Origin of the sequence: Sphingobacterium sp. UBA7855 (genome assembly GCA_002500745.1) — a bacterium.
Lineage (GTDB): Bacteria > Bacteroidota > Bacteroidia > Sphingobacteriales > Sphingobacteriaceae > Sphingobacterium.
In genome coordinates this window covers 13336-27933 of sequence record DLST01000006.1, presented here as the reverse complement: position 1 = coordinate 27933, position 14598 = coordinate 13336, and the positions used below count along the sequence as shown (strand labels likewise).

The 14598-nt window shown below is 46.8% G+C and carries 8 protein-coding genes; 1 reads left to right on the top strand and 7 read right to left on the bottom strand.

Annotation, left to right across the window (positions count from 1 at the left end):
• Position 1: 1 nt before the first annotated feature.
• The gene (locus tag B2107_RS04020; RefSeq protein ID WP_293953364.1) at positions 2–943 is read left to right on the top strand and encodes an ABC transporter permease; all 942 of its coding nucleotides are present in this window, start codon (positions 2–4) and stop codon (positions 941–943) included.
• A 180-nt stretch (positions 944–1123) separates the two neighbouring features.
• Here the strand turns inward: B2107_RS04020 and B2107_RS04015 are convergent, their stop codons facing one another.
• The 7 genes from B2107_RS04015 to B2107_RS03985 form a co-directional block, all read right to left on the bottom strand.
• Complete coding sequence (locus tag B2107_RS04015) at positions 1124–1516, bottom strand: DoxX family protein (protein WP_293953362.1); 393 nt, start codon at positions 1514–1516, stop codon at positions 1124–1126.
• 388 nt (positions 1517–1904) lie between these two features.
• The gene (locus tag B2107_RS04010) at positions 1905–3182 is read right to left on the bottom strand and encodes a glycoside hydrolase family 26 protein (protein WP_293953360.1); all 1278 of its coding nucleotides are present in this window, start codon (positions 3180–3182) and stop codon (positions 1905–1907) included.
• Positions 3183–3209: 27 nt separating this feature from the next.
• On the bottom strand, positions 3210–4532 hold the full coding sequence (locus B2107_RS04005; protein WP_293953358.1) for a DUF1735 domain-containing protein: 1323 nt from the start codon (positions 4530–4532) through the stop codon (positions 3210–3212).
• A gap of 185 nt (positions 4533–4717) precedes the next feature.
• Entirely contained in the window at positions 4718–6439 is a 1722-nt protein-coding gene (locus B2107_RS04000; protein ID WP_293953357.1) for a RagB/SusD family nutrient uptake outer membrane protein, read from the bottom strand.
• An 11-nt stretch (positions 6440–6450) separates the two neighbouring features.
• Positions 6451–9306, bottom strand: a complete 2856-nt coding sequence (locus B2107_RS03995; protein ID WP_293953355.1) for a SusC/RagA family TonB-linked outer membrane protein — start codon at positions 9304–9306, stop codon at positions 6451–6453.
• A gap of 35 nt (positions 9307–9341) precedes the next feature.
• Positions 9342–11129, bottom strand: coding sequence for a RagB/SusD family nutrient uptake outer membrane protein (locus B2107_RS03990; RefSeq protein WP_293953353.1), 1788 nt, complete (start codon positions 11127–11129; stop codon positions 9342–9344).
• Positions 11130–11140: 11 nt separating this feature from the next.
• Positions 11141–14452, bottom strand: a complete 3312-nt coding sequence (locus tag B2107_RS03985) for a SusC/RagA family TonB-linked outer membrane protein (RefSeq protein WP_293953351.1) — start codon at positions 14450–14452, stop codon at positions 11141–11143.
• Between the last annotated feature and the right edge of the window lie 146 nt (positions 14453–14598).

Sequence of the window (14598 nt, the reverse complement as noted above, 5' to 3'; positions counted from 1 at the left end):
AATGATGAATGTATTGATCAATAAGGAGGTTGCCACACATATCCGCAGCTGGCGCTTTATCGTGCTGATCCTGCTGATTGTACTGACATTTGGCGCATCCCTGTATGTTTCATCTTCAGGACTTAAAGAAGCTGTCGGTAATATGAAAGATCCCGACCAGTCATTCCTTTACCTCAAGCTGCTTACAACGACGGATAACTCGATCCCTCCATTCCATGTATTTCTGAATTTTTTGGCTCCCCTATTGGGTATAGCCCTTGGCTTTGATGCCATTAACTCCGAGTATAACAGTGGTACTTTAACACGACTTGTGGCACAGCCCATCTACCGCGACAGCCTTTTAATTTCCAAGTTTCTTGCTCCACTAATTGTTGTGAGCACCCTGTTTACCGCACTCGTCTTGCTCATGATCGGGGGAGGACTACTTGGGACAGGTGTGCGGATAGAACCACAGGAACTCCTGCGCATCCTAGGATTCACCCTGATCAGCATACTATATGTTGCCTTTTGGCTCAGTCTGTCGATATTGCTTTCCATTCGTTTTAGGCAGCCAGCAACTTCAGCGTTGACAGCCATCGGCATCTGGCTGTTTTTTACGGTATTTTTTCCGATTTTGGTCAACTTGGCCATACGCCCATTTTTACCCAATCCCAATTACATTTCAGAGCAGGAATACCTGAGTTACAACGAACTCATCCTTAACCTGCTCCGCCTATCGCCCAGCCAGCTTTACACCGATGCCACTACGACCTTATTGATGCCATCGGTACGCAGCCTCGGCCCCATTGCCATGGAACAGATGGTTGGCGCCATTCCGGCTCCACTTTCCTTTCGCGAGAGTTTCCTGATGGTATGGCCGCAGATCAGTGGGCTTACAGCAGCCATGATGATCTGCTTTGCTTGGTCCTATTTCATCTTTATGCGAAGAGAAATTCGGAACTAGGAAAGTTAATAATCGATTAAATATGTTTAAAAGCAGGATCTAGGCAGGTCAAATCGTCGTGCAATAGATTACAAAAATTAAAGGTTGCCTGGAGTAGCTCCAGCAACCTTTATGCATTTAAGCTACCCCCCTGCGCAGAGGACGCTCCGTAAACAATGATCTGCTATAGACTGTTCGAATTTATGTATCGCTTGTGCTTTTGAATGCCCATGCTACCAGCACCGGCTGAAAAAATAAGCGTGCCAGGCGTTTACCGTCCGTATCCAAACCAAATCCATCACGGCGATCAGTATATTGCGCAATATTTCCAGGAAATACAGCCGTAAAAAAAGCAGCAGCAATTTTTCCAACCTTCGACCGCTGTTTAGCAGGCGCCAGTATGAGTGCTGCTCCCAGGGCAATTTCAGCGTAACCAGAATATACAACGGTGTCGTCTTTGGAGATCGGCACCCAATCTGGCACTTGTGCCCGAAATTCTTTACGAGAAAATGTCAGGTGTCCAATTCCCGCCACAACTAAAAATGCACCTAAACCATACCGTGCAATTTTCTGCATTTGCGATTTATCCTTCATCTTTTAAATTTTTATAGAGTACAGCTATCTTAATGGAATTGTTTTTCCATGCTGAAAAAAGAAGTATTCAGTCGAAGAAAAAAGCGGACTATCCGTTATAAGGAAATCCGCTTTAATAGATAGACATAGGGAAATCCGCCACATTGGGCAGCGTCTCCTATAGACCGAATCGATGTCAAGCAGTAAACAGTTCCCGTTACTCAATCGTTTTCAAAGAAATTAATTAAATGCAGTCGGCACTTCTTTAAAACCAAAAACAGCCTATCTGTAGGAGATAGGCTGCCTTTCGAATAGGAATACAAATCGATCAACCTATCCAGATCTGAACTGTTCTCGCTGATTGAAGATTTTAAATAAATTCATCGTAATTCCTATTGATGTAAATTCTTTACTGGATCACACCACCCAGTGTTGGGTCTACCCCTACCCTAGCATTACTTAAGCCGTTTTTAAATGCATCTATCGCATCCTGTCCGTTGGTAAAGCGCCAGTCTGTTTCCTTGTTGATATTAAACCATACAAAACTTTTTATTTTTGGAAACTGCGTTTCCAGCTGCACAAACATATCGTTGATCCATGCGGCTTTATCACCGCCTGTCGAAGAACATCCCATTTCAGCAATAAAAATAGGTTTGTTCGGGAAAGCAGTAGTTAATTTGTTATAAAGTGGACCAAAAACCTGCGCGAAGGACTGCCAGGTAGACCAGCTCTGAGAGGTCCCAAAATTGTATCCGTCCATACCGATCAAATCCACATAATCATCACCCGGGTAGTAGGATTCTACCGATTGCGGATTTTTATTACCATTGGCATTATTAGGTGCCCAGGCCCAACGTGCATTTGTACCGCCTGCCGCGCGCACTTTATCGTGCACATAGCGAAAGGCTTTGATATACGTAGCTACGGGTACCACCTGATCATTCTGCATGCTCCAGGGATACCAGTCCCCATTAAATTCGTGCGCAAATCGCAATACGACCGGCTTACCAAATTTGGCCAATGCTTCCCCATAGCGTTTGATGTCGTTATCGTATTTTCCGGACATCAATTCATCGAGGCCCATCATGGGTTCCCAGGTTACGTGTGGTACATAGCCCGCTGCGGAAGCTTGCCGGCAAAATGCCGAAGGAAATTCGCGACTACCATCCGCAGTCCAGCCATTAAACATCATGGCCATACTCGGATTCTTACCAAAGCCGTTGTAGAAAGACATCGGCGTCCCCGAGTCATCAAAGAATCCCCAGTAAAGCATGCTAGCATCAGTTTTTTGATTGACTTCGAGCGCAACAACATTCGATTTACCACCAAAAGTTAAATTAAAAGATGCTGTCCCCGCCTGTGCCGGGATACCACTTATTTTATACAGCAATGAACCATAGCCTTTTTCCAAACGCCCTTGCTGCAAAGTCGCCGTCAAGCCCAACACACCCGTTGAAGCAATGGACGCTCCATTTTCAAAGGCTGCCCCATTACCACCAGCATACGGAAGATACACCTCTGCCTCGTACGTAGTTCCTGCAACCGCAGCTTTTGACACTTGCATAAATGCCGCATCCAAAGACTGCACCTCAGCAGATCCGTTAATAATTTCGGCATTGTTTTTCGAGCAGCAGCACAGGTAAAAACAAAGTGTTATAAGCAATAAATAAGATTTTTTAGCCATCATTATGTTATAATTTTTATGCGTTAATTTTTATTTTACAAATAGAATGTCATCAAAATAGATTGTTTCATCCTGTGGAACATTCCAGTTATTCAATCGCCATCCAAATTTCCGGAAGGTCGTGCCTTTACTCCACATCGGTTTAGCGGCACCTTTGCCGATTGGAATTTTATAATAGGTCCATTCTTTTGTCACGATGATCCCCACTCCGGCAAAATCATTTCCATAGCCATCCGGCATTCCATCGCCCATTAGAGCCATTTGTATCCCTTCACTCCCAGCACCGGAAGTCGTTCCTTTCGCCCAAAACGTAATGTAGTTATAGCCCTTATCTTCAAAGCCAACCGTATTGACCAGTCCGCCGGGCGAATAATTATTTGCTGCATATTTAATGGCTAGCGAAGAGGTTCCCCGCTTAAAGACGCTAGTCGATATTGTTTGACTAGATCCGTAATCGTCGCCATCTTTATTGGCTCCGATATTGGCGCCATAAGTATCCGTAAACACCTGCAGGGCAAGATTTAAATTGACCAATTCAAATGCACTCTTTGTTGTTCCAAATGGTGTTACCAAATCGATCGTTGAGCGCGAGATGCCATCCATCTCAGGCACTTTCACCTGTAGACTATTTGCAGACTGTGCAAGGATAGGAATTGCCGTTTCGCTGTTGGAAAACTTCAAAGCGGTCACTTTGTCGAGATTCTGCCCAGCAATGGTGATGGTTGCGCCCGGCGTTACATTGATCTCCGATGTTGTATTTGCAGACGGAAACAGGCCTGCGATATTGATATCCACCACTGTAGTTGCCCGTTTTTGGTCCAAGGTATAACGGCTTGGATTGGCAATCTGTACCGCTACAACCAAATGTTTACCAAAATTATCCGGGTCTGTAATAACACTGTTGTCCACTTCCAGATAAAAGGTTGCAGACCCGTTCTCCGGCACATCCAGTCGATTGGGCAAGCGGTAGTTCTTGGTCGGAAGTGCCTTGTAATCCGCACCAAGGATCCCTTGCTTTAACAGCTGCTCTACGGTATCTGTATTCGCTTTAACGTCAACGCTGAAAGCGCCTTTGGCTGTCCCGGATAGGGATGCACCTAATAGGATCTTTGTTTTGTTGGATTGTTCATCGACGGTATAGTTCATTCCCGTTGGACTGATCCCATTGGATGATCCCGGGACGGGATAGATCGCATTTGATCCCATGGAAAAATTAACGCTCTGCGGCATGTAAATGAGCGAATCGCCATATTCCTGTGCCGAATCATCCTTTTGACAGGCCATAAATGTCAGGGCCATAGCCCAGGCGATGAGCATCCCGTAAATGCTATTTTTTTGATTGAGTATTTTCATCTGTTCATCATTAGTGACAAGTGACTCCAACCCTGGTTTCCAAGATTTGCTTCACTCCTCTTTTTATTTCTTCATCTTCTTTGAAAGTTCTGGCAACATTTGTTCGCCCGCTTGCGCTGTCCGTTTTCCCAATTAGCAGTTGCTTTTATGTATCGCTATTGCAAAATCCACCTGCGCAATTGCTCTTACCAGCCTGGATTTTGGATTAGTGTCCCGCCGCTGATATGGATTTCCCCTTGCGGAAAAGGATAGAAGTTCATCTTTGGCGCTATGAAAACCCTATTTTGAACTTGTCTCGTTTCGTATTGCAGCGTACCAGAAGTTGTTTTTGTTACGGTAACACCATAGATCGGTTTATTCAATACGGTGGCGGCATCACCCCAACGGATCAAATCCCAATAGCGGTGATTTTCAAAGGCCAACTCCACTTGACGTTCGTGTTTGATCGCTGTACGCAACTCCGCTTTGCCGCTGACCTGCACCGCTGGCATATCGACACCCGGACGGGCTCTTAACTTATTAATTGCCTCGCGGGCAGTAATCCCCCAACCATTGGCTTGATCGGGGCCATAAGCTTCATTCATTGCCTCCGCATAGATCAGCAGCAGATCGCCGTAGCGGAACAGCGGCCAGTTGTGCGGATTGGTAGCGTTATTGACCAGATTGACATTGTCGTTAACAAATTTCTTCAGGTAATACCCCGTCCTACTCGCATTGGCACGTCTCCTATCATCCGTTCCGCCGGCTGTCTGATCGATCGTACGGTTGTTCCACTCACTTCCGTTCACCACGACCGTATAGCCGAGACGTGGATCCCGGTTATCATAAGGCTTACTCGCTGAATAGTTGTCCAGCTTTTCGTAGGCCGACACCAAATTCTCGCTCGGTGTGACTCCACTCAATCCGCCGGGTGTGGCAATCGGATAGTTTGCACGTTCCAGATCGTTGCTAGCCGTGTAGCGGATCGCCATAATGGTTTCGGCACTATTGAGCGTATTGTTGCCAAGAAAATAATTTCTATAATTGTTGTCCAGCGCATTTTTCCCACCCGCATCGTCCATGCGATCGGCAAACTGCAATGCCTCCGCAGCAGCCTTTGCCGCACGCTGCCATTTGGTGATATCGTTACCGGGATTATGCAGCGGACTGGCGGCATAGAGCAGCACACGCGCTTTCAGCATAAGCGCAGCCCCCTGATTAAAGCGGCCGTCCAGATTTGTAAATTGCGAGGTTTTCCAGTTTGGTTGCAGGTCTTTTACGTGGCTATCGACAGATGTCACGATATATTCGACGACCTCCTGAAACGAAGAAGCAGCAATAGCTGGCTTCTCATTCACGCTAAACGTTTTGGTCAATAAAGGCACGCCGCCATAGCGCTTGATCAGCTCAAAATAATAGTATGCCCGAAGCACGTGTGCTTCAGCTATTGACCAGCCCATGGAGGCTACATCGTTCAGGTACTTAGTACGCGATTCTTGCGTGATGGTATCGCGGTTGACAGCAAGTAAAGCTTTATAGTCACCCCCTTTTTTGTCGATGTATTCCAAAAAATAATTTGCGGCATAGATGCCCGAATAATACATATTGTAACGATCGTCGGGATTATTAAACGCGCCCCAGTTGCCATTATTAAACAGGTAAACGTCTCCTATAGTATTGGTCTGCTGGGCTTCATCGGTAGCCGCAGCAAAGAGATTTCCGTCCAGCGCCGCAAATTCGTTTCGCTGGGACAGATAAGCATAGGGTGTATTGGCCAGCTGCATCAGACTTGCGTAGTTGCCATCGATATTATGCTCGGTGGGCTGCGTGTCGAGACGCGTATCCAAAAACGACTTCCCACAGCCCGAGAGACTAAGCACTGCTATCGCAATTGCTATTTTGGTGGTTATATGATCACGTAAATACATGGGATAAACAATTAAAAGGTAAATGAAATTCCTAGATTATAAGATTTCAGCGCCGGATAGCCCGCAGGTGTCTCCGGGTCCATTTGGTATTTCCGGTAGAATGAAGACCAGACAAATGGATTAACAGCGGTCAGGAACACCCTGAACTTCTGCAGGTGCAATTTCTCCGATACAGCGGATGGTAAGGTATACCCGACCTGCAGCGACCTCAACTTGAGGAAGTCTCCATTTTTCATCCAAAAGGTTGAATTGGTATAGTTGTTCGCATTGCTCTGCGTCGTTAACCGCGGAAAAGTTGCGTTATTGCGGGTATCAATGCCTTCCGTTGGATAATATGCCCAAGCATTTCCGGCAATGGGATAAATTGTCGTGTTTCCCACAAAAGGAACCACCTGATTGTAAGCGGCGCCCAATAAATTAATATCCATACCTGCTGCTCCTTGAAATAAAGCCGATAAATCAATGCCTTTGTACGCTAGCCCGAGGTTGAATGCATAATACCATTTAGGATAGGCCGGTTTGCCAATAGCGGTCACATCGCTTTGATCGACGAAGCCATTTTGATCCAGATCTTTGTATTTCAGATCCCCCGGTTGCACCGGACCAAAGCTTGGTTTGGCGAGTCCATCTTTTAGGCTGCCATCGGCGTTAAAATCCTCAAATTGGTAGAAGCCGTCTGCCACCAGCCCCATAGGTGTACCTATAGCACGCCCAGTTGTATTGGAGAAGGCGTTTTTATTGGGTATCTCGGCCTGATAAACGATCTTGTTTTTCGCATAGGTCGCCATCATGCCCAGGTTTAGCTGTAGCGCTCCGATCTGCTCCTGATAGCTCAGCCCCAGTTCAATCCCTTCATTGTTCACCTTACCAATGTTCTGAAGCGGCAACATATCTGCTCCAGTGTACCCCATGTAGCCGGCTATGAGGTTGTTTCGTGTAATGATGCCCGATCTGCGATCGCTAAACCAAGTCGCCTGAAAATCAACATTTTTAAGTAGCCGCATATCCAGTCCCAATTCGTATTTCATGCTTTGCTCAGCGGTAATATCTGGCGTAGCCAGGCGACCTAATCCCAGTCCACCATTAAAAGACAGACTGTTGTTGCCCGTTACACTGCCAGGAAGGAAACGATAGTACTGCTGATACAGGTATCTACCCTGCAGTGTCTGGTCGTTGCCGGTCTTTCCTGCAGCGATGCGCAGCTTGGCATAGTTGATCACGGAATTATCCTTGAGGAAATCCTCTTCGGATAGTACCCAGCTCAAAGAAGCTGCAGGATACAGTTTCCAGCGGTTTCCCGGTGCATAAGCATCCGATCCGCTGTATCCCCAGCCGAGTTCGGCGAAGTATTTCTCTTGATAAGCATAAGATGCCCTTCCAGAAATCTGCTGGTAGTGGTAAGCAATTTTTGACGCATCCTCATTGGCATCTGGGATCATATCGCTTGCATAGTAATTGACCACGGCGTTAATATGATGTTTGCCGAACTGCTTTTTATATCCAGCTGATAGGTTGGACTGCCGCCAGGTCAACTGCCCATAAGGAGTATTGGTTCCAAAAACTATCGGTGTATTCTGATCGGCGGTCGCCTGTTTACCTTCGTAATAACGGGCATAGGTAGCGGTTTTATTCTGGATCACACGCGACCAGGTATTAAAAGAAACCGCCTGTTCAAGGTACAAGCCTTCAGTCAGGAAGCTCAGATCTTCGCGCAGGCTAAAGTTCCCCTGTAATGTACGGTCATGCGAGGCATACATACCCAAGGCATTCAGTTCAGCAACCGGATTATTTGGATAAAGTGCATTACCCGACCATTGTCCCGTCAGCGCATCGCGCACGGGATAGATATTATTGGGGTAAGTCGTCAGCCGCTTCCAAAAATTCTGCGCATTGTCGTAGGTGTTGTTGCTAAAGGGCTGGCTATAACTTTCGATACGCCCGCCCAGATCAATCTTTCCAGTAAAGATTTTAAAGAACTTCAGGTCCACATTCGAGCGTAGATTATACCTTTTGAGGCCTGTATTGCGGCTTGCTTCAGCACCACCCGGGATATTGAAGAGTCCCGTTTGATCCATATAATCCAGGTATAGGTTATATTTAGCCACCTCCTTCATGCCGCCCTGCATATTGACATAGGTATTGGTGTAGCGGCCGTTATCGCGCAGCGACTCGTTGAGCCAGTCCACATTGGTACCGGATCCATCTTTGTACTGCTGCAGGGCTTGATCGTTGTAGGCCGGAGACCATTGAAAGCGGTTGCCATTGAGCGCATAGGCATCGTTACTGATGGCCTGATTGTATAGATTGGCGTATTGATAAGCGTCGTAAGGCTTCCTGATCTTGACGGCCTGCTGAATGCCAGATATTACCTGCGCATCAATGCGAAACGTATCGGTATTGGCCCGTTTTGTCGTCACCCACAACACGCCATTGGCGCCTTTCATGCCAAATGTGGCTAGACTCACAGGATCTTTCAAGATGGTAACACTTGCGATCTCACCTGCGGCAAGGTATTGAAAATAGAACGATATATCCACCTGAAAACCATCCACGTAACAGACCAGGGCAGCCTGATCGTACGTTGCTCTTCCCCGCATTAGGAGTGTTGCCTGATCGTATCCCGGCTGTCCATTGGTTTGGCCTACCATCAGTCCATTCAGATGTCCATATAAGGTATTGGTTAAGTTTGCCACAGGTATCTTTTCCAGTTCCTGTCCACGTACTGTAGCATAATTTTTTACTTTTTGGCTGTCGGTAGAATCCGGAGCAATCCATTCGCCCGGTTGCTGCGCCCTCAAGGACGTACTTCCCGACCAAACGGCCAAAAGTAAGGCGGTAGCCTTTTTTATCATTGAATAGGTATTCATAGTTTAAAGTCTTCTAATAGGGTCAGTCTTATCAATTAATAGCCCGGATTCTGGATCAGATAACCTTTGTTTACCTCACCTTGTGGGAAAGGATTTAACAATTGCCTCGGATGCCAAAACCCATTATAACGTACCGCATTTCCAAAATTGGTATTTCCCGAAGGCAAAGCGTCACCACCGTTATTAAAAACCAGAAAACGGATCGGTCCACCGATGATACCCTTGTCGATCTGGCTATCCTTCCAATGTTTCAGGTCGTTAAACCGGTATTTTTCCTGGATAAACTCAATCGCCCATTCCCGCTGGATGATTTTGCGCAGTTTATCTTTATTGGTTTCAGTAACAGCCGGTAGTCCTGCACGCTGATGGATTACATTGAGGCGGCTGAGGGCTGCAACAGGTTGCCCCATTTCGTTATATGCTTCTGCCGAACTTAAATAATATGCCGCCAGACGGAAAATCGGAAAGTCGAACCATTCACGACGCCCTGCTTTATAATAAAACTTGGTCGGCTGTCCGGCACCGAAATGGTTGACGTCCTTATAATGCTCGTTCATGTGCCAGATGGGATCGCCGGGGTTGTTGTCGGCCTGCATTTCCCAACCGTTGAAATCAGCGCGCATGCGTGGCTCCATCTCCTTAAACTTGGTGATGTATTCCGAAAACGAAGCGGTTTGACCTACCCCTGGCCAGCTCTGCTCGGTGCCGTCTGCTTTGTAATAGTTTTCCAGCATACTGCTCGATAGCACCGCTCCATTGGCCTGATAATGGTAGTTGACCACATTAAAAATATTGTATGGACCAGCACCACCAGAAGATGGAACTTGTTGTTTGAACGCTAAGATCACTTCCCGGTTGCTTGGTGTGGAGGTAGCTGTACCATAGTCAGCCAGCGGATTTCCCGTATTGATAATACGCAATCCCCCCGCCCCTTCGGCTTCTTTGATCAGGGCTTCACTGGCTTCGAGCGCAACATTCCAACGTTGTGGATCATTGTTCCCAAAACAGATCAGCGCATTGTTTGCCCCCAACTGTAGATAAGGTGTTGCATTATTGAATAATGGACGCGCCGCATAGAGCAAAGCTTTTGCTTTAATTGCCAGTGCTGCCGACTTGGTCATCCTGCCCAGTGAATTATCTGCCCAGCGCGAAGGTAAGATGGCCGCAGACTGATCACACCAGCTTACAATACTATCCAATACATTTTTTATCGGCGCGCGCTGGATAGCCAGTTCTTCCAGATTGTTTAAGGAAGTCAGTGGAAAACTTTTGGAGATTATCGGTACCCCACCATACATGATAAACATTTGCGTATAGCGGTAAGCGACCAGCGCCTGCATTTCGGCCTGAACAATTTTCTTATCGGAGTCGCTCATATCAGGCACCCGGCCGATATTTTCCTTGACGAGGTACGCTTTGCGGATGGCCTGAAAATTGTCGGTGTAACCGTCGTTGCCATAACCACCGTTAGATCCCATGTCCTGGCTATTTGAATTGGGGGTAAAGCCACCGCCAAGAATAGATACCGCAGCCACACTGCCGGGGATCTGCACCCAAAAAGCCTGACTGCCCGCCAGCTGATCATCGGTGCTCGGTGAATAATAGCCGTTCCAGTTCAGCCCCTGACGCAGAGAGGCAAAATAAGCGCCTGCAATGGCATTGTAAGCGTTGGCGGACTGGTTAAAAATTGTATCCACCGTCGGGTTCCCCCCGGGAGGGACCTGCAAAAAATCTTTTTGGCAAGATATACTGCTTCCCAAGATCACCATGGACATGGAAGCAAACAAAGCCTTTTGCCAATAGCGTTGTATTATATCGATCATATCTGTAAGTTTTAAAATGAAATGTTCACCCCCAGGTTGTATGTTCTCACAAGCGGGAATATATAGCCGTTGCTATTCTGACTAGTCGACTCGGGGTCTATCCCTTTCACAAGCTTCGTCCAGGTGACGAGGTTATTACCACTGGCATACACCCGCACGGCGCTTAGGCCGACACGCTGCAAGAGTTTGCTTTCGCGGACGGTGTAGCCTACAGAAGCATTTTTCAAACGCAAAAAGTCTGTCGAGCGCAACCAGAATGTACTCCTTATTTTCGAAGCCTGCGAAACCCCGTCAATAGCATTCAGCGCAGGGTACAAGATCTCCTGGCCACTTTCATATTTTTCCTGCGTCCATCTGCCATTATTGACTTCCTCGACAATACGATTGCCGCCGTAGTAGGTGTTACTGATATCATAAGAGCCTTTTGCGGTACCGATAAATAACGTATTTAAGTCCCAGCCTTTGTACGTGACACCCAAACGGAAGTTGTACGATATCAGCGGAAAAGAAGGATAGCCAATCGGGATCATATCGTTGTTATCGATAATACCATCGCCATTAATGTCCTTATAGCGTAAGTCGCCAACATCCACCAAATTGCTAAAGCTATTGTAAGGACGGTTGGCCAGTTCGGCAGCATTGTTGTAAAACCCATCCGCGACCAATCCCTTTGGCTGGCCAATCATGTATCCCGTTTGGTTCATCCAAGGATATGGGAAAGCCGCTTCGGCCATGTAATCTATTTTATTGCGTGCGTAGGAGAAATTTCCTTTTAAGAAGTAGGTAAAGTCTTCGCTTAACTTATCGTCCCAGCCCAATTCAAACTCCCAGCCGCTATTGCTTACCCGACCAACATTGGAGACCGGGGTACCGGCAACGCCCAGATTTGCTGGAATAATGCTCGGCTGAACGAGGATAGAGGACCGTTTTTCATTAAAATAAGTCCCTGAAAAGGACAATTTATCACGGAAAAATTTCAGATCAAGCTGTACGTTGCTCTTTTTTGCCCGTTCCCAGGTGACCAGCGGATTTCCGACCGACGCTTCAATCGCTCCCGGAATATGCGGATTGGTTGCCGATCCATCTGTGCTTCCAAAATAATAGCCATTGTTTTGATCCCCTAAATTCCATGAATTGGGCAAATAGAGGTAACGCATCCCACCGATCTGATCATTACCGACCTCACCATAGGAGGCTCTAATCTTGGCAAAGCTCAAGACGCTGTTGTCTTGCAAGAAAGACTCTTTGGAGATAATCCAGCCCGCAGAGAAAGCCGGAAAGAAGCCAAAACGCTTACCCGGAGCAAACTGTTCGGTCCCATTGTAGGCCATATTCACCTCGGCCAAATAGCGTTCGGCATAGTTATAGGTCGCCCGCCCAACTAAGCTCATCAAACCCGAGGGTGTATTAAAGGCTAGGTTGTTATCAATGTATTTTTGGGCATTCGCCAAGACGAGACCCGATACATTATGCTTTCCAAAGTCGCGGTTGTAGTCTACGCCAGCTTCATAATACATTTTTCTAAAACTGGAATTGAATAGGTAGTCGGTGAGACTGTTGTCGGTACTCACCATACCCCCGATGTAGACGATTTCTGTCGGATTTTGCGGATTTCGGTAAGCCGAATAAGTCGGCACGCCTGGTGTGACGGTATATCCTTTTGCATAATTATCGTCATAGGCCACCGTAAAATGGGATTTAAGACCACGCGTCAGATAATCCATTTTATGCTTCAGCACCGTTTGCGCACTGAGGTTGGTTCCCTGTGTGACGCCGTAGCCGCGCGTTACAAGATTGAGCGGATTAATGACCTGGCTTGGGAAGCCCCCATTTCCTCCTCTGACCGTCCCGATGGGGTTCGTTGGGCTGCCATCGGCTCCGAGAAAGTTTAGTACGATGCGGCCATCAACGATTCCGGGCGAAATAAAAGGCCCATGTTTGAGGTCGAGCAATATCGCCTGATAACGAGACGCCAGGTCGGATCCCTGCACGTTACTAAAGTTGTCCGACTTCGGGTTGGCAATTTTATTCTTTAAAAATTGTCCGCTGATGTTGACACTGATATCCAGATTTTTGACGACCTCAATATCGAAATTATTACGGAATGTATACCGGGAGAATTTTGGATCCACATCTGCTCCGGCTATTTTTGTATAGTTCAGAATACTCGTCTGATCAAAATATCCGATCGAACTGGCATATTTAAATCGTTCGCTGCCTCCCGAAACATTTAAGTTGTATTGATTTTGACGTCCTGTGCCATTGAAGAGTTCTTTGTACCAATCGTGACTGGTGTAATACAGTGCCGGACTGTTTTGCAGCTGCTGCTTCTGTTGCTCGTTGAGTGGCATGGCTGCAATTTCTGCTGCTGTATAATCGCGGTTGTTTTTAAACTTCCAAAGCTCATCTTCCGAAAACAACATATTATTATATGAACCGTTTCCTGAAGCATCCAGTTTGCGGATCGATTCATTTCTGCTGGAAGCAAAGTCATGCGAATTGGTCATGCCCATGAGCGATGTTGCGCGCGTAAACCCCGTGTTGGCCGAGAAGCTAAAAGCAGGTCTTCCCGAGCGGCCCCGCTTAGTGGTAACGATAATCACGCCATTGGCCCCACGGATACCGTATACCGCTGTCGCAGAGGCATCCTTTAAGATACTGACGTTCTCAATATCGTTGGCATCAATGGCGTTCAACATGGTAAATGGATTTTCCGCAGGCTGCTGCACACCGTCGATAACGACAAGCGGATTGGACCCATTCAAGGTCGATATTCCGCGGATGCGCAAAGTCGTTGCATTCTGCCCTGGTTCACCGCTGTTCTGTATCCCAGTGATACCCGGCGCCATACCGACCAGCATATTACTGACATTGGCTACCGGCGTTTGTACCAGATCTTTTCCTGCTACCACACTGACAGAACCTGTCACGGTAGGTTGTTTTTGTTTACCATAGCCGACAACCACCACCTGCTCCATCTGAATATTATCTTTATACAATTGGATGTTGATGGCTTTCAGCTCGCCTACGACCCTACGTTGCGGCAAGTAACCGACGAACGTATAGATAAGCGTATCGGTGGGAAGTGCTTTTATCGAATAATCCCCCGTGACATTAGTCAGTGTCACATTATTCGAATTTTTGACGCTGACATTAACGCCAGTCAGCGGACGCCGCTGCTCATCCACCACATTTCCAGAAATGCGGATTTGCGCATGAGCCATGCAGGTGATGGACGCCATAAATATCCCTAAAAAGGCTACCTTTTTAGAAAAATGTACTGTCGAGCGTTCAAGACAAGTCGAATGACTGTCAGTGGACAAACAAATCATATTTATCAGTTCGTTTATAATTTTGAAATTATTTCCCTTACGGTAACCTGAGTGGTCAATCAATAAATTGGTTACAGCATAGCATCAAAATTAGGATATTGGCTATGCTTGAGGGATGAATTTTCGCAGAATATAGG